This is a genomic window from Arthrobacter sp. 10T425 (genome assembly GCF_056393985.1).
This window is the reverse complement of sequence record NZ_JBFTGZ010000012.1, coordinates 49,113-64,825: the sequence shown is the minus strand read 5'-3', so window position 1 is coordinate 64,825 and position 15,713 is coordinate 49,113. Positions and strand designations below refer to the sequence as shown.

Sequence of the window (15,713 nt, the reverse complement as noted above, 5' to 3'; positions counted from 1 at the left end):
CCGCTCCGGCTATGTGGAAATCTTCCCGATCTGGCGGCGTTCGGGGTGCCTGCAGATTCCTCGTCAGCCCCGCAGTGCGGCCCGCCGCCCGCGGCGCGTGGCAGCACCGGCGCCGTCGGACCCGCCCGGGTCGGACCCGCCCCAATCCGGGGCGGCCCCATCCGGCGCGATCCGGTCCGACGCGGGCCCTACCGGCCTGCCCCGATCCGACGGAGTCCGTTCCGACGCGGGCCCTGCCACCGCACCACCCCTGATGCCGGTGGCCTTGACCACCAGCACGGCGATGAGGGTGGTGACCGGCACGGCCAGGACGAGGCCCACGGAGCCGACGAGGGTGCGGATGACTTCCTCGGAGAGTTCGGCGCTGGTCAGGGCGTCCCCGAGCGGCCGCTCGTAGAGCATGACCAGGATCAGCACCGGCAGGGCCGCGCCGGCGTAGGCAAACGCGATGGTGTAGACGGTGGAGGCGATGTGGTCCCGGCCGATCCGCATGGCGGACGTGAACAGCTGCCGGGCGCTGCTTTCGGGGGCGAGTTCCCACAGTTCCCAGACGGCCGAGGACTGCGTGATGGTGACGTCGTTGAGCACGCCCAGCCCGGAAATGATCAGTCCGCACAGGATGATGCCGGAGATCGAGATATTGTCCGAGATGTTGGTCAGGGTGGCAGAGTCGTGGCTGCCCACACCGGCGAGGTTGGCGGCGTCGGTGGCCCAGGCCGCCAGCAGCGCCGTAATAGCGAGGCCGAACATCGTCCCGAGCAGCGCCGTCGACGTGCGGGCGGAGAAGCCGTGGGCGAAGTAGAGCACCCCGATCATGATCACCGTGGATCCCACGAGAGCCAGCAGCAGCGGCGGCTTGCCCTCGACCAGCCCGGGCAGCATGAACGAGACAAGCACAACGTACGCGCCGACAAGCCCGATCAGGGCCCGCAGTCCGCGCCAGCGCGCCACGGCGATCACCACGACGGCGTAGAGCACGGCCAGGAAGATGATGGGCAGGGTCCGGACAAAGTCGACGAAGACATAGGCCGGCGCGCCCTGGCCCGCGGCGTCCTGCACCTTCGAGAGGTTCAGGTAGCGGATCCCGTCCCCGGGCTTCACGCCGTGGGACTTCGCGACGTCAGGGTTGATGACCACTTTCACCGGGTTGCCGCCCTTGTCCGGCTCAGTGTAGGCGAACGTGCATTGAGAGCCCTCGTTCGGCGGCTGCGGCGCGGCGCCGGAACCGGAGGTGCCCTGCTGGGCGGCGTCACCGCCGGCCTGGATATCCGAACAGCTGCCGACGACGACCCGCTGGATCTTGCCGGTGTCAAACGTCACCCCCGGGGCCGCCGCGTACGGGCTGGCCAGCGTGATGCCTTCCTTGCTTCCCGACGGCCACATGAAGGCCATGGCCGCCAGGGTCAGCAGCGTCAGCGGGATCAGGATGGCAGCCAGGATCCAGTTGGCCTTCTTCCGCGCAGCCAGCATTTGAGGCGTCGGCTCCGGATGTTCGTTGTGGGAGTGCGAGTGTCCGGCGCCCATCAGCAGTTCAACCTCATGCCGAAAACTTTACGGCGTGGGCGGTTCCGCTCAGGACCGATGACGCCGCGCTTACACCGGCGCGATGTTCTGGTTGACGTGGAAGAGGTTCTGCGGATCGTATTTGGCTTTGACCTCCCTCAGCCGCTTGTAGTTCTCCCCGTAGTTCTCCGCAACCCTGGGCAGGTCATCGCCATCCATGAAGTTGATGTAGCCGCCGGGGGCAGAATAGGGCCGCAGCGCGGCCGCGTAGTCCCTCACCCACGCGATGTTTGCCTCGTTTTCCGCGGGGTCCATCCACTGCGCCGCGATCACGGGCGAAAACTTCACGTTCCGGTTGGCGAACGCCGTGTCCGTCGCGCCCACCCGCTGGACCGCACCATCGATGGGGTAGATGTGTACCGCGGTCTGCACGCTGGGGACCTTGCTGCCGTGTTCGATGTGCGCCGCGATGGCACCGTCGTTCAGTTCCGCCAGAAAATCCGCTTTCCAGTAGGCCTGCATGCCAGGGGGCTGCAGCGGGTCGAAAGCCGAGTTCAAGGCGGGGTACGGCATTGGTCCCACCATGGATCCCGCCGCCGGCGCGGCGTCCAGGAACGGCTGCCAGCGTGCCGGACCTTCCGCCGGATCACCGGTCCACATGCCGACGATGACGCACACCGGTTTGCCATGCCATTCCTCGGGCAGGAACGGAACAGGAGGACCCTGGTGGAAGCCCAGGAACGCGCCAAACTCTTCAGGGGCGGTAGCCATGTAGTCCCGGTAAAACCGCGCCACCGTCTCGGCATGCTCGATGGGGTAAATGATGATGCCGGCGTGGACCATGTCCACGGGGTGCATCCGGTACTCGAACGACGTCACGACGCCGAAGTTCCCGCCGCCGCCGCGCAACGCCCAGAACAGGTCCTCGTTCTCGCTTTCGCTGGCGGTAAGGAATTTTCCCTCGGCCGTGACGACGTCGGCAGAGAGGAGGTTGTCGCAGCTGAGGCCATACTTGCGGCTCAGGTATCCAATGCCGCCGCCGAGGGTCAACCCGGCGATTCCGGTCGAGCCGACAATGCCGCCGGGAGTTGCCAGCCCGAAGGCATGGGTCGCGTGGTTGAAGTCGGCCCACGTCGCACCCGGCTCCGCGCGCGCCGTCGCGGCTGCCGGATTAACCCGGACGCCGGTCATGTTGGAGAAATCGATGACCAGGGCGTCATCCCACGTGCCAAAGCCCGGGGCACTGTGTCCTCCACCGCGGACAGCCAGGTCCAGGGAGTTGTCCCGGGCGAAGTTGACGCAGGAGATGACATCGGCCACCTGGGATACCTGGGCCACCGCTGCCGGCCTCTTATCGATCATGCCGTTGAAGACTGCCCGTGCCGCGTCGTAGCCGGCGTCACCGGGCGTGATGATCTGCCCGCGGACTTGCCCGCGCAGGCTATCGAACTGTGTTCCGTTCATTTTGTATACCGTCGATTTCGTCGTGAGATTCGACCGGACGGTTCTCTGCGCTCCCAGCCGGCGTGGCGCCCGGAGGTTTACCTGCTCATGCCTACTCTTCCCGCATTTCCCCGTCAAGGGCGCCAGCAAATGCACGCATGCCGGCCGCACCCATCACCGGGGGCGCCGGCTCCGAATCCACACTAGGGACCACCGGCCTTGACGGGACCGGGCCGCAACCTATGGTTGGTAATTGACGGACGAAGGACCGGAAGGACACATACGTGGCAATGCGCAAACTCGACGACCGCGAGCCGGAGGCGGGCCGTTCCGGGCCCGCCGCCAAAGCCGTGCTGACCATCGCCGAAGCCGCCGGGGAGACCCGCGGAGTCGTGTTGATCCTGCACGGCGGGCGGGCCGACAGTTTTGACGCAGTCCGCGGCCGGCACCTGAGTCCGGCCCGGATGGTGCCCTTCGCCCGGGCGCTGCACAGGCAGGGCGGCCCGCACGGGCTGGCCGCGTGGACCCTGCGCAACCGCTACCGCGGCTGGAACGGGGAGGACATGTCCCCCGTTCACGATGCCCGCTGGGCGCTCGCCCGGATCAGCCAGGAACATCCCGGCGTGCCGGTGTACCTGCTGGGCCACTCCATGGGCGGTCTCACGGCGCTGTGCGTGGCCGACGACCCGCAGGTCGAAGCCGTCGTCGCGCTCGCGCCGTGGGTGAACCACAAGACTTCGGTCCAGCCTGTCGCGGGCCGCCGCGTCCTGATCGTCCACGGGACCGAGGACCGCTGGACCAGCCCGGCGAACTCACTGGACTACGCCCGGCGCGCCGAGGGCGTCGCCGCGTCCGTTGACTACGTCTCGCTCAAGGAAGCCGGCCATTTCATGATCCGCCGGCTGGCACTGTGGAACGTGCTTGCGAACGGTTTCGTCCTGGACGCTTTCGGCGAGGCAACGGAGGCCGATGTTTCCGGCGCCAGGGACGCATTGCGCAGCGCCCTCGGCGGAGCCCCTCCGGCGGCCGGAACGCGTATGCCGGTGGTGTTGTGATGCCGCCGTTCCCGCTCGATGCCTTCCTTGGAAGCCTGCCCTGGGTCATCGCGGGACTCGTGGTGCTGCTCGGAGTGACTTTCGCGGTTGCCGTGCGGCAGAACCGGCACTCCGTCATCGACACCGTCTGGGGTCTGGGCTTCGTGGTGGTGGCCGGCATCTCCTGGGTGCTTTCGGCCGGATACGGCGACGCCGGCAGGCGGCTGCTGCTGCTAGCCCTGGTCGCCGTGTGGGGCATCCGCCTCGCCGTCCACATCGGGGCACGCGCACGCGGCGGCCACGAGGACCCGCGCTACGTGGACATGCTCGCCGGAGCGCCCGGATCACGCCACGTCTATGCCCTGCGGCGGGTCTACCTGCCCCAGGGGCTGGTGATGTTCTTCGTCTCGCTCACTATCCAGGTCGGCATGTTCGCCACGGGAAGCCTGGGCTGGCTGGCGTTCGCCGGCGTCCTGCTCTGGATCCTTGGCTTCGTGTTCGAGACGGTCGGCGACTGGCAGCTGACGCAGTTCAAATCCGATCCCGCCAGGCGCGGCACCGTCCTCAACACCGGACTGTGGCGCTACACCCGCCACCCCAACTATTTCGGCGACGCCGCCGTCTGGGCAGGGCTGTTCCTGGTGGCGGCCGATTCCTGGCCGGGTGTCCTGACCGCCCTCTCCCCCGCCTTGATGATCTGGACGCTCGCCGGCAAGACCGGGAAGCCGCTGACGGAAAAGGCAATGTCCGCGCGTCCCGGGTACAAGGAATACATCGACTCCACCTCCGGCTTCCTGCCCTGGCCGCCCCGGCGGCGGGTGGGCGGACACTGACGTGCGCGGCCCGGCAGGTGCCCGGCACGGGCTGGGCTGGCGGCCCGTGAAGTGGCGGCCGGAGCCCAGCGACCGGTTCTACCGTTTCATTGTCCGCACCGGGCTGGCGCTGCGCTGGCTGTTCCGGATCCGCGTCCTCGTCACGGGGCGGGAGCACCTGCCCCAGCCCGGGCCGCCCAATCCCTCAACCCGCGGCGCATCAACCCGCCTCCCGTCCCGCCCGGTGGTGCCTGGCCAAGGCGCCGTGGTCGCGATCACGCACTTCGGCTACCTCGACTTTGCCTTTGCCGAGATGCTGCTGTGGTGGCACAACCGGGCCCAGCTGCGTTTCCTCATCACGCAGGGCGCCGCCGACCACTGGTTTGCCGGCCCCGCGGTCAGCGCCGCCGGGCATGTGGTGGTCGGGTACGGATCGGGAGCACACGCCTACGACGCCGCCGTCGCCCGGCTTAGGGAGGGCGAATACGTCGCCGTCCTGCCCGAGGCCGGCGTAAGCCGAAGCTTCACGGTGCGCGAATGCAAGACCGGTGCGGTGCGGATGGCCGCCGAGGCCGGCGTGCCGATCATCCCGGTCTCCGTCTGGGGCGCCCACCGGCTGATGACCCGCCACCATGCCTTCTCGCCGCGGCGCGCCTGGCGCGCCCCGGTCCGCATCCACGTCGGCGAGCCGATCCTTCCGGGCTCACTCCCGGACCCGTCCGACGACGCCCGGACCGCCACGGCGCGCCTGGCCAAGACCCTGCAGGACGGGATCGACGCCGGCATCACCGACTTCCCCCTGCGACCGGCCCCCGGGGCCTGGTGGATGCCGGCCGGTCTCGGCGGCGGCGCCCCGACTGAGGAGGAAAGACGCCGGCTCGACAAGGCCGACGGCCCCCGGCGCGCAGGTGCCAAGCGCCGATAAGCCCTACTTCCGCCATCGTCTTGACTAAACTCCATGGGGTACAAAAAGCACTCAATGGAGAGGGACACCTGTGGCAAGCACAGTCGTGACCAAGAGCGGAACCGAAGAACGCGGTCTCGCACGGATAGCCCAACGAATGGCGGCATGGACGGAGCGGTGGTTCCCGGACGCCTACATCTTCGCCCTCGCCGGCGTCGTCATCATCGCGGTGGCCGCACTCGCCATCGGCGCCACGCCCCAGGCAATCGCCGACTCGTTCGGCAACGGCTTCTGGGACCTGACGGCCTTTACCCTGCAGATGGCCATGGTGGTCCTCACCGGCTACGTCGTGGCCACCTCCCCGCCCGTGGCGGGACTGATCAACAGGCTGGCGCTCGTGCCGTCAACGGCGCGGACCGCGGTGAGCTTCGTGGCCGTGCTCGCCATGTCCGTGTCCTTCCTCAACTGGGGGCTCAGCCTGATCTTCGGCGGGCTGCTGGCCCGCGCGATTGCCCGCCGCAAGGACCTGACGGTGGATTACCGTGCCTTGGGCGCGGCGGCGTTCATGGGCCTCGGCGCCGTCTGGGCACTGGGGCTGTCCTCCTCTGCCGCGCAGCTGCAGGCCACGGCCGCGTCGCTGCCGCCGGCGCTGCTGAAGATCACGGGCATCCTGGACTTCGGCACCACGATCTTTACCTGGCAGTCGCTGCTGACGCTGGCCATCCTGATGGCCCTGACCACCGTGATTGCGCACTTCTCCGCGCCCCAGGGCGGCTCGATCCGCACCGCAGAGGACCTGGGTGTGGACCTGGACGACGAGCCGGCCGAGTCCGCGCCGCGTTCCCGGCCGGGCGAATGGCTCGAATACAGCCGGGTCCTGCCGATCCTGGCGGGCGTCCTCACGCTCGGCTGGCTCGTCTCGCAGTTCCTCACCAAGCCGTTCCTCAGCGTGGTCAGCAGCCTCAACGGCTACCTGCTGGTGTTCCTCATCCTGGGCCTGGTCCTGCACGGGACGCCGCGGAACTTCCTGCAGGCCGTGACGAAGGCCGTCCCGGCCACCGCGGGCATCCTCGTGCAGTTCCCGCTGTATGCGGCGATGGCGGCCATCCTGACCAAGGCCACGGGAACCGGTGGCATGAGCCTCTCCACCCACCTCGCGGCGTTCTTCTCGGACATCGGCAGCGGTGGCGGCTTCGCCGTCGTCATTGCCCTGTACACGGCTGTACTCGGCATCTTTGTCCCCTCCGGAGGCGGAAAATGGCTGGTGGAGGCGCCCTACGTGATGCAGTCGGCCACCGATGTGCAGATGAACCTCGGCTGGACCGTGCAGATCTACAACATCGCCGAGGCGCTGCCGAACCTGGTCAACCCGTTCTTCATGCTGCCGCTGCTCGCGGTGCTGCGGCTGCGCGCCCGGGACCTGGTGGGCTTCACCTTCCTGCAGTTCGTCTTCCACCTGCCGGTGGTCCTGCTGCTCGTCTGGCTGCTGGGCATGACCTTCGACTTCGTGCCGCCGGTGATGCCCAAATAGCTGCTTTAAGGCAAACTGACCCGCAGCCGTGGCCGTTATCAAGCTTTATACGGCTACAGCTGCGGGTCAGTCGGGTTAAGGCCTAGGCCGGGTCGGAGACGACGAGCGTTTCCGAGCCCTGGACATGGGCCTTGCCGCTCTCGAGCAGCGGTTCGACGACGGTGCGCAGGGCGGTCATTGCGTCGTCCAGTTCGAGCATCACCGGGTGCTGGTAAGCGATCAGGGCCAACAGGTCCCGGACGGCGGCCTTGGCCTCGTCCGCGCCAAGCTTGGGCTCGTGCCCGAGGAACACCTCAGTTGGCTCAGTGGTCGAGGCCGCGCCGGCATCGGCGCCGCCGTCGGCTCCCGGAATTCCCTGGGCGTAGCTGACGGCGAACCCCTCCAGCCGGCCCTTGCGGCTGGCCGCGATGCCGTGTCCGAAGGCGCTGGCCTTGGGCGCCCGCAGCACAATCGCTCCGTGGGCGCCGCTGAGGTCATCCAGGAACAGGCGCTGCACCGCGGCGACGCTCAGCTTCCCCGGGCTGTCCCAGCCGTGCACGGCGGTGTAGTAGCGTCCCACGACGTCGCTGAGCTCCACCGAGCCCGTGGCCAGGTCTTCGACCTGGTCGGTGGCCGCGGACTCCGAACCGTCGCCGAACACCGGCAGCTTGAGCGGAGCCGGGTCAACGACGACGAGGCGGGAGCGCTGGATCGGGGCCAGGCCCGCGGCCTCGGCAAACGCCGCACCGGGGGTGCCCGGCTCCACTTTGCAGCGCAGTCTGGACACGCCCGACGGCGCCTGGGCGGCCTCGTGCCGCAGCATGGTCAGCAGTGTGGACCCGAGGCCGGCGCGGCGGTGGTCCCGGGCGACCTCGACATACGCCCAGAGCCGTTCAGGGTGCAGCGAGGCCTCGTGGACCACGGCGGCCGCCACCGGAATGGCGACACCGTCCACAACGTCCTCGGCCACGATGCAGCGGCGCCATGGGGAATTGCCCGAGGGCGACAGCGTCCCGCGGAACTGTCCGGCCTGGACGGTCTCAGGGCCGCCCCAGATTTCCAGCAGCGCGAGGTCGTCGCCTTCCCGCCATTCCCGGTATGCGATGGCCATGTTCAGGCGCCGATCAGCCGTGCGGCCAGGTAGCCCTCCACCTTGTCCAGGGAGACGCGTTCCTGGCTCATGGTGTCGCGTTCGCGGATGGTGACGGCCTGGTCCTCGAGCGTGTCGAAGTCCACGGTGATGCAGAACGGGGTGCCGATCTCGTCCTGGCGGCGGTAGCGGCGGCCGATGGCGCCGGCGTCGTCGAACTCGATGTTCCAGCTCTTGCGCAGCTGCGCTGCGAGGTCCTTGGCCTTCGGGGACAGGTCCTCGTTGCGGCTCAGCGGCAGCACGGCCGCCTTCACCGGCGCCAGGCGCGGATCGAGCTTGAGCACGGTGCGGATGTCCACCCCGCCCTTGGCGTTGGGGGCCTCGTCCTCGGTGTAGGCATCGATCATGAAGGCCATGAACGAACGGGTGAGGCCGGCCGCGGGCTCGATCACATACGGGGTGTAGCGTTCGTTGGTGGCCTGGTTGAAGTAGCTCAGGTCCGCGCCGGAGGCCTTGGCGTGGGTGGAGAGGTCAAAGTCGGTGCGGTTGGCGATGCCCTCGAGCTCGCCCCACTCCGAGCCCTGGAATCCGAAACGGTATTCGATGTCCGTGGTGCCCTTGGAGTAGTGGCTGAGCTTGTCCAGCGGGTGCTCGAAGAAGCGCAGGTTCTCTTCGCGGATGCCCAGGCCCGTGTACCAGGACATGCGTTCCTTCATCCAGTACTCGTGCCACTGCTCGTCGGTGCCGGGCTCGACGAAGAATTCCATCTCCATCTGCTCGAACTCGCGGGTGCGGAAGATGAAGTTTCCGGGCGTGATCTCGTTGCGGAAGGACTTGCCGATCTGGCCGATGCCGAAGGGCGGCTTCTTCCGCGAGGTGGTCAGGACGTTGGAAAAGTTCACGAAGATGCCCTGGGCCGTTTCGGGCCGCAGGTAGTGCAGGCCTTCTTCGCTGGCGACGGGGCCAAGGTAGGTCTTGAGCAGCCCGGAGAATTCATGCGGCTCAGTCCACTGGCCGCGGGTGCCGCAGTTGGCGCAGGCGATGTCCTTGAGGCCGTTCTCGGCGGGACGGCCCTTCTTCTCCTCGTACTCTTCCTCGAGGTGGTCCGCGCGGTAACGCTTGTGGCAGGACAGGCACTCCACCAGCGGGTCGGAGAACACATCGACGTGGCCGGAGGCCTCCCACACCTGACGGGGCAGGATGACGGAGGAATCCAGGCCTACGACGTCGTCGCGGCCGCGGACCACGGACTGCCACCACTGGCGCTTGATGTTTTCCTTGAGCTCGGCGCCGAGCGGGCCGTAGTCCCACGCAGAACGGGAGCCACCATAGATTTCACCGGCCTGGAAAACGAATCCCCGGCGCTTGGCGAGGGAAATGATCTGGTCGAGGACGGATTTTGCTGCCATGGGAACTCCAATTTTCTACAGGGCCGCTGGGTGCGGTCCGTGGTGTTGGCCCCGGGACGCCGGCTGGTTGCCGGCCGGGACAATACGAACAAAGCGATACGAACAGTGCAATGCAAACTCCAAGCCTACCGGCCCGCTACCGCTTCAGCGCGCCCTTGGGCCAGGGCAGGGTGGCCAGGACGATGGCGCCGAGCGTCAGGATGGTGCCGAGGACCGTCGGGAGGGCGATCACCGTTCCGGGCACCGGCAATATGAGGTCCAGTCCGAGGGACCCCAGAAGCTGGCCGGCGATCATGCCGAGGCCGGTGACCAGCACGCCCAGGCTGCGGACCAGGAGGGCGCCGATGCCGATGAAGATGCAGCCGAGCGGGCCGCCAAGGTAGTACCACCACTGCGCCGGGAGGGGGCTGCCGGCCCCGGCCACGGCGAGTTTGATCAGCCATGCCACCCACAGCAGGGCCGCTCCGGCGATGAAGTTCACGAATGTCGCGGCGATGGGGGTGCCGTAGTGCACGGTGGCTGTGCCGTTCATGGCCTGCTGGAAACTCATCAGGAACCCGGCCAGGAGCGGAAGCATCACTGGGACCAGCAACTGCAGCCCGGATTCCCCGGCGCTGAACCTGGGCGACACCGCCCAGGCGACGGCGGCGACGGTGAGCACACTGCCGATCACCCGGATGCCGGTAATGGGCCTCTTCCCCGCCGGTCCGATCCCCATCCGGTCCACCAGCAGGCCGCTGAGGGTCTGCCCCGTCACGGCGGCCACCGTGAAGAGGGCGACGCCGAGCAGTCCCACGGTGAAGGACTGGGCGAAGACGAAGAGGGCACCGATGCAGCCGGCCAGGACGTAGTACGGCGGAAACTGCCGTTCGCGCACGGCCGGCAGGATCCGCGCCAGCCCTGCCCGGCCCCGGGGCAAGGCCAGGGAAATGACCGTCATGACCAGCAGTCCGGTGCTGAAGCTGACGACGGCGGCACCGATTCCGTCCCCCAGCGCCACCCCGAGGGCGCCGTTGATCCGGCCCTGGATCGGGATGAACAGTCCCGTCGCGACGGCCATGGGCAGGCCGACGATTAGCGGAAGACGGCGGTGATGGGTCATAGGTGCCACCTTAGGTCAGGCATTATTGCTTGTATGAGCAATCCGGAATTCGAAGACATCACTATCCGCGACAGCATGATCCGGCTGGGCCAGCTGCTGAAACTTGCGAATCTGGTCGAGGACGGCGTGGAGGCCGCGGAACTGATCAAGAACGGGCTGGTGAAGGTCAACGGCGAAATCGACGAGCGCCGCGGCCGCCAACTGCACGACGGCGACACCGTCACCGTGAACGGCCGGACCGTGCGGATCAGCGCGCCCCCGGCCGCCTAGCCGCCTGTCCCGGCGTCGCTTCCCGGCGCACAACTTCTCCGGCGCGCCTACTTCTTGGCGTTGAGCACCACGTGCGTGAGGAACTCCGAGACGTGGCCGATCTCCTGCTGGTTGATGCCGTGCCACATGCCCGTGTAGAGGACCTTGGTGAGCAACACGTGCTTGCGCACCCAGCCGACGGTGTAGTCGATCTTGTCCTCGGTGATCACGGGGTCCTGCTGGTCCCGCCCCCAGAACAGCGGCACAGTGCCGTCCAGTTCGCCGTCGCGGAAGCTGGGGTCATCGCCGGCATCGACGACAAAACCTGACAGCCCGACGACGGCGGCAAAGTCCGCCGGCCGCTGCCGCAGCAGCGTGGTGGCCATGGCCATGCCCATCGAGAACCCCAACAGCGTCACCGACGGGTGGTTGGCTTTGACGCCGTCGAGCCAGTCCTGAACGTAGCCTGCCGCGACCTTGACGGCGTCGAGCGAGTAGTCAATGGACCCTGTCAGCGGGAACCAGGTGAAGCCCGGTCCCATGGCGATCGGGGCGCGCAACGAGGCCACCGCGAATTCCTGCGGCAGCATCCCGGCCAGGCTGAGCAGATCCTGTTCGTTGGCGCCGTAGCCGTGCAACAGGACAAGAAGCGGCTTGCCGGCCCGTTCCTGCTCCGGCTGGGACCATTGGACGACAGGGGCGGGGAAGGCGTCAGCGTGAGTCATGGAACTATTCTTACAGTTACCCGGCGGTAACAAATTACGGTGGCGCAGCTAAACGCGAACAGTGCAGGATAAGGGGGTGAGCAATACCGATCCCATGGAAAATTCACCGGACACCCCAGCCGAGACCACCGTTGACACCGTCACCCACCCGTGGACCCGGTATGTGGCGATGGGCGACTCATTCACGGAGGGCATCGGCGACCCGGAACCGGCCAGTCCGGGCGGCCATCGGGGCTGGGCGGACCGCGTGGCCGAGGAACTCAGCCGTGGGCACAACGACTTCGCCTACGCGAACCTGGCCGTCCGCGGCCGGCTCCTGCAGCAGATCGTGGACCAGCAAATGGCTCACTGCCTGTCCCTCAAACCGGACCTCATCACGCTCTCCGCAGGCGGAAACGACCTCATCCGCCCGGGCGGCGATCCGGACGTGCTGGCCGAAAAGCTGGATTCGGTGGTGCAGATCCTGAGCCTGGGCGGCGCCACCGTCGTCCTGTTCAACGGCCCGGATACCGGCTCCACAGTGCTGGGCCGGATCCGCAGCAAGGTGGCCATTTACAACGAGAACCTGCGCACGATCGCCGCGCGCCACGACGCCGTGATCGCGGACATGTGGTCGCTGCGCCAGCTCAATGACCCGCAGATGTGGAATGTCGACCGGCTGCATTTCTCACCGCTGGGCCACCACACGATCGCGGCCATGGTGCTGGACTCGCTGAACGTCGAGCACACGCTCCAGCCCCTCTCCCCCAAACCGCTGCCGCAGCGCAGTTGGCGCGAGGCGCGCAGCGGGGACCTGGTGTGGGCCAGGGAGTATTTCGTCCCCTGGGTGGTCCGCCGGCTGCGGCACCGCTCCTCCGGCGACGGCATGACGGCCAAGCGGCCGCTGGCCGGCCCGGTGTTCGGTCCCGGCGTTCCGCTTGGTTCAGGCGAAGGCCCGCCCGGCGCCGAGGACGCTGTCCGGTCCTGAGGCTTCGGGCCTGAGCCTGCCGGGCATAAGCTGGAGGGACACTTCTCCGGCCCTACAGATGAGCCCGCAGATGAGAAGGCCCAGCAGCTGAAAGGCCCAGTACCGTGAGCAGTATGTTCTTCTGGATCATCGTGTTGTCCTTCCTGGTTCCCGTGGCGATGCGCCTCTACCGCAGGTCTGCCCGCGGCCGGAACCAGGGCACGCCGGGACAGTTCGGCCGGTTCCCGGGCAGCCAGAACAACCCCGGCCAGGGCAACCAGCCGCGTGATGGCTACACCCAGCAGGACTACTTCGGCGGCTTTGGCCAGCTGGGCGCCCCGAAGCAGTCGGGTCCGGCCAACGAGCCGTATCCCAGCCCGCAATACCCCAGCCCGGAGTATCCCAGCGCGGAGTACCCGAACCCGCAGAACCCCAGTCCCCGGTTTCCGGACCAGCCGTTCCCGAACCAGCCGTACCCCGGCCAGCAGTACCCGAACCCGGTCGGCTACCAGTCGCCCGTCCCCTACGAGGACAGCCCCGAGTACCTGAACAACCCGCCGCAACCGCAACGGCCGCAGGCATCGCAAACTCCCCCGGCGCCGGGCGCGGGACAGGCGCAGGCGCCGCAGTCTCCGCCGCCGCCGTCGGCGGGGCAGGGCTACCGGGCCCGCAAGCTGGCCGAGCTCGACCAGCAGTACACCGACGGCAAGCTGTCCATGGAGGACTACATGGCCCAGCGCGCGGAAATCATGAAGGGCTAGGACCCTGCTGGGCCGGCGAACTCGACGTCGGCCGCCTTGACGGTTCCTGCCGTCCGCCCCGGCGCCTTGTGGTACTGCCAGTACAGATTGGTGTGCGCGACCACCAGAGCCGGCGGCGGGGCGCCGTACTCGGTCAGGTCCTCGGTGGTGTGGGCGTCGGCGACCAGCGTGACGTCGTAGCCGCGGGTGATCGCGCCGTGCAGGGTCGAGCGGATGCACTCGTCGGTCTGCGCACCGGCCAGGAAGAAGCGCCCGATGCCGCGCCCGGCCAGCACGGATTCGAGGTCGGTGGCCTCGAAGGCGTCGCTGTACTCCTTGGCCACGAGCGGCTCCGAACTGAGGCGTGCGAGTTCCGGCACGTACCGCCATCCGTTGCTGCCGCGCGGGAGTTCCTCACCGCTGTGCTGCACCCAGACGACGTCCACCCCGGCGTCGCGGGCCTTGTCCACGAGCGCGGCGATTGTTGCGACGACGTCGTCGCGGCGGTATGCCTCGGCGACGACGCCGATCTGCATATCGACGACGAGCAATGCCGTGTTGGGACGGTTGAAGAGCGTGGTCACAATGCCTCCTGCATTCCCGGTGTCTGCCCACTCTAATCCCGAGGCAGCAAACAACGCGGGGTCACTTGCGGCCCATGATCCGGTGCCGGATGGGCGATAAGTGACCCCGCGTTGCCTTTGTTGGGGGTTGCGGCGTCAGTCGACCTGGGGGAAGCCGAGGTCGATCACCGAGGTGGACGGGTCCGGCCAGCGGGTGGTGACCACCTTGCCGCGGGTGTAGAAGCGGATGCTTTCCGGGCCGTACATGTGGGTGTCGCCGAACAGCGAATTCTTCCAGCCGCCGAAGGAGAAGGTGCCCACCGGCACCGGGATGGGCACGTTGACGCCCACCATGCCGGCCTCGACGTCGAACTCGAACTGGCGGGCGGCGCCGCCGTCGCGGGTGAAGATGGCCACGCCGTTGCCGAACTCGTTGTCGTTGACCAGCTTCACGGCGTCGGCGTAGGTCTCGACGCGGACCACGGAGAGTACGGGCCCGAAGATCTCGTCGTCGTAGACCTTCATTCCGGGCTTGACGTGGTCGATCAGGCTGACGCCGATGAAGAAGCCGTTGGAGTCGAATTCGTGTTCGCGGCCGTCCACCACCACGGTGGCGCCCTCGTTGGCCGCGCCGGCAACGTAGGAGGCCACTTTGTCGCGGTGCTCGGCCGTGATGAGCGGACCCATCTGGGAGGCCGGGTCCGTGCCCGGGCCGATCGTGAGGGCTGACATGCGGGTGGTGATCGCCTCCACGAGGTCGTCGGCGATGCTGCCGACCGCGACGAGGACGCTGACTGCCATGCAGCGCTCCCCGGCGGAGCCGTAGGCGGCCGAGACGGCGGCGTCCGCGGCCATGTTGAGGTCCGCGTCCGGCAGGACCACCATGTGGTTCTTCGCGCCGCCCAGGGCCTGGACGCGCTTGCCGTGATCAGCGGCGCGCTTGTAGATGGACTTCGCGATCGGCGTCGAGCCGACAAAGCTGATGGCCTTGACCGCCGGGTGTTCCAGCAGGACGTCCACGGCTTCCTTGTCGCCGTGGACGACGTTGAGCACCCCTGCCGGCAGCCCGGCCTCAGCGAAGACCTGGGCGATGAAGATGGCGGAGGACGGGTCCTTCTCGCTCGGCTTGAGCAGCACGGTGTTTCCGCAGGCCAGGGCGCTGCCGATCATCCACAGCGGCACCATGGCGGGGAAGTTGAACGGCGTGATGCAGGCGACGACGCCGACCGGCTGGCGGACCGAGTGGACATCGACGCCGCCGGAGACCTGCTCGGAGCGTTCGCCTTTGAGCATGTGGGAGAGCCCGGTGGCGAATTCGATGTTCTCCAGGCCGCGGGTGATTTCACCTTCCGCATCCGAGAGGACCTTGCCGTGCTCGCTGGTGAGCAGGGCCGCGAGTTCGGGCCGGCGCTGCATGAGCAGTTCACGGACCTTGAAGAAGATGGCGGTGCGCCTGGCCAGGCTCGTGGCGCGCCAGCCGGGCAGGGCGGCGCGGGCGGCCTCGATGGCCTCCTCGACGCGGGCGGCGGAGGCCAGGGCGACCTCTTTCTCCTGCTCGCCGGTGGCCGGGTTGAACACGGGGCCGAAGCGCTCGGCGTCGGAGATCAGGGCGCCGTTGATGAAGTGCGGGATGCGTTCCATGGGTGGGTCTCTTTCGTGAGGGGCAGGGCCGTGGGGGGCAGG

At 68.0% G+C, this 15,713-nt stretch carries 15 protein-coding genes; 7 read left to right on the top strand and 8 right to left on the bottom strand.

Annotated features, from left to right (window positions below):
- Nucleotides 1–63 precede the first annotated feature (63 nt).
- Together AC1DDH_RS14640 and AC1DDH_RS14635 are read right to left on the bottom strand one after the other, a co-directional pair.
- Nucleotides 64–1,524 (bottom strand): YibE/F family protein, encoded by a 1,461-nt coding sequence (locus tag AC1DDH_RS14640; protein ID WP_476955712.1) that lies wholly within the window; start codon nt 1,522–1,524, stop codon nt 64–66.
- A 69-nt stretch (nt 1,525–1,593) separates the two neighbouring features.
- Nucleotides 1,594–2,967, bottom strand: coding sequence for an FAD-binding oxidoreductase (locus AC1DDH_RS14635; RefSeq protein WP_476872758.1), 1,374 nt, complete (start codon nt 2,965–2,967; stop codon nt 1,594–1,596).
- A gap of 269 nt (nt 2,968–3,236) precedes the next feature.
- Between AC1DDH_RS14635 and AC1DDH_RS14630 the strand changes: the two genes are divergently transcribed.
- From AC1DDH_RS14630 to AC1DDH_RS14615, 4 genes are all read left to right on the top strand, one after another.
- Nucleotides 3,237–4,001, top strand: coding sequence for an alpha/beta hydrolase (locus tag AC1DDH_RS14630; protein WP_476887235.1), 765 nt, complete (start codon nt 3,237–3,239; stop codon nt 3,999–4,001).
- Nucleotides 4,001–4,813, top strand: a complete 813-nt coding sequence (locus AC1DDH_RS14625; RefSeq protein ID WP_476955711.1) for a DUF1295 domain-containing protein — start codon at nt 4,001–4,003, stop codon at nt 4,811–4,813. Before AC1DDH_RS14630 ends, AC1DDH_RS14625 begins: the two co-directional genes overlap by 1 nt.
- A gap of 46 nt (nt 4,814–4,859) precedes the next feature.
- Nucleotides 4,860–5,717 (top strand): lysophospholipid acyltransferase family protein, encoded by an 858-nt coding sequence (locus AC1DDH_RS14620; RefSeq protein ID WP_476856521.1) that lies wholly within the window; start codon nt 4,860–4,862, stop codon nt 5,715–5,717.
- A 70-nt stretch (nt 5,718–5,787) separates the two neighbouring features.
- A complete protein-coding gene (locus tag AC1DDH_RS14615) occupies nt 5,788–7,227 on the top strand; it encodes a short-chain fatty acid transporter (RefSeq protein ID WP_476955710.1) in 1,440 nt (479 codons plus the stop codon).
- A gap of 82 nt (nt 7,228–7,309) precedes the next feature.
- Here AC1DDH_RS14615 and AC1DDH_RS14610 read toward each other — a convergent pair whose 3' ends face one another.
- From AC1DDH_RS14610 to AC1DDH_RS14600, 3 genes are all read right to left on the bottom strand, one after another.
- Nucleotides 7,310–8,317 (bottom strand): GNAT family N-acetyltransferase, encoded by a 1,008-nt coding sequence (locus AC1DDH_RS14610; protein ID WP_476955709.1) that lies wholly within the window; start codon nt 8,315–8,317, stop codon nt 7,310–7,312.
- A gap of 2 nt (nt 8,318–8,319) precedes the next feature.
- On the bottom strand, nt 8,320–9,705 hold the full coding sequence (locus AC1DDH_RS14605) for a glycine--tRNA ligase (RefSeq protein ID WP_028278290.1): 1,386 nt from the start codon (nt 9,703–9,705) through the stop codon (nt 8,320–8,322).
- Nucleotides 9,706–9,841: 136 nt separating this feature from the next.
- Complete coding sequence (locus AC1DDH_RS14600) at nt 9,842–10,807, bottom strand: DMT family transporter (RefSeq protein ID WP_476849379.1); 966 nt, start codon at nt 10,805–10,807, stop codon at nt 9,842–9,844.
- A 33-nt stretch (nt 10,808–10,840) separates the two neighbouring features.
- Here AC1DDH_RS14600 and AC1DDH_RS14595 point away from each other — a divergent pair, with 33 nt between their 5' ends.
- Nucleotides 10,841–11,077, top strand: a complete 237-nt coding sequence (locus AC1DDH_RS14595) for an RNA-binding S4 domain-containing protein (RefSeq protein ID WP_018774572.1) — start codon at nt 10,841–10,843, stop codon at nt 11,075–11,077.
- 47 nt (nt 11,078–11,124) lie between these two features.
- Here the strand turns inward: AC1DDH_RS14595 and AC1DDH_RS14590 are convergent, their stop codons facing one another.
- Nucleotides 11,125–11,781 (bottom strand): alpha/beta hydrolase, encoded by a 657-nt coding sequence (locus tag AC1DDH_RS14590; RefSeq protein WP_476871577.1) that lies wholly within the window; start codon nt 11,779–11,781, stop codon nt 11,125–11,127.
- 94 nt (nt 11,782–11,875) lie between these two features.
- Here AC1DDH_RS14590 and AC1DDH_RS14585 point away from each other — a divergent pair, with 94 nt between their 5' ends.
- Both AC1DDH_RS14585 and AC1DDH_RS14580 read left to right on the top strand, forming a co-directional pair.
- The gene (locus tag AC1DDH_RS14585; protein WP_043437127.1) at nt 11,876–12,748 is read left to right on the top strand and encodes an SGNH/GDSL hydrolase family protein; all 873 of its coding nucleotides are present in this window, start codon (nt 11,876–11,878) and stop codon (nt 12,746–12,748) included.
- Nucleotides 12,749–12,861: 113 nt separating this feature from the next.
- A complete protein-coding gene (locus tag AC1DDH_RS14580; protein WP_476955728.1) occupies nt 12,862–13,488 on the top strand; it encodes a hypothetical protein in 627 nt (208 codons plus the stop codon).
- On the opposite strand, the gene AC1DDH_RS14575 is transcribed toward AC1DDH_RS14580, so the two are convergent.
- Together AC1DDH_RS14575 and AC1DDH_RS14570 are read right to left on the bottom strand one after the other, a co-directional pair.
- Nucleotides 13,485–14,051, bottom strand: coding sequence for an isochorismatase family protein (locus tag AC1DDH_RS14575; RefSeq protein WP_476955708.1), 567 nt, complete (start codon nt 14,049–14,051; stop codon nt 13,485–13,487). The two genes, AC1DDH_RS14580 and AC1DDH_RS14575, sit on opposite strands and share 4 nt — an antisense overlap.
- A gap of 135 nt (nt 14,052–14,186) precedes the next feature.
- Nucleotides 14,187–15,671 carry a CoA-acylating methylmalonate-semialdehyde dehydrogenase gene (locus AC1DDH_RS14570; protein ID WP_476887200.1) on the bottom strand — a complete coding sequence of 495 codons (1,485 nt, stop codon included), beginning with the start codon at nt 15,669–15,671 and terminating at the stop codon, nt 14,187–14,189.
- Nucleotides 15,672–15,713 lie beyond the last annotated feature (42 nt).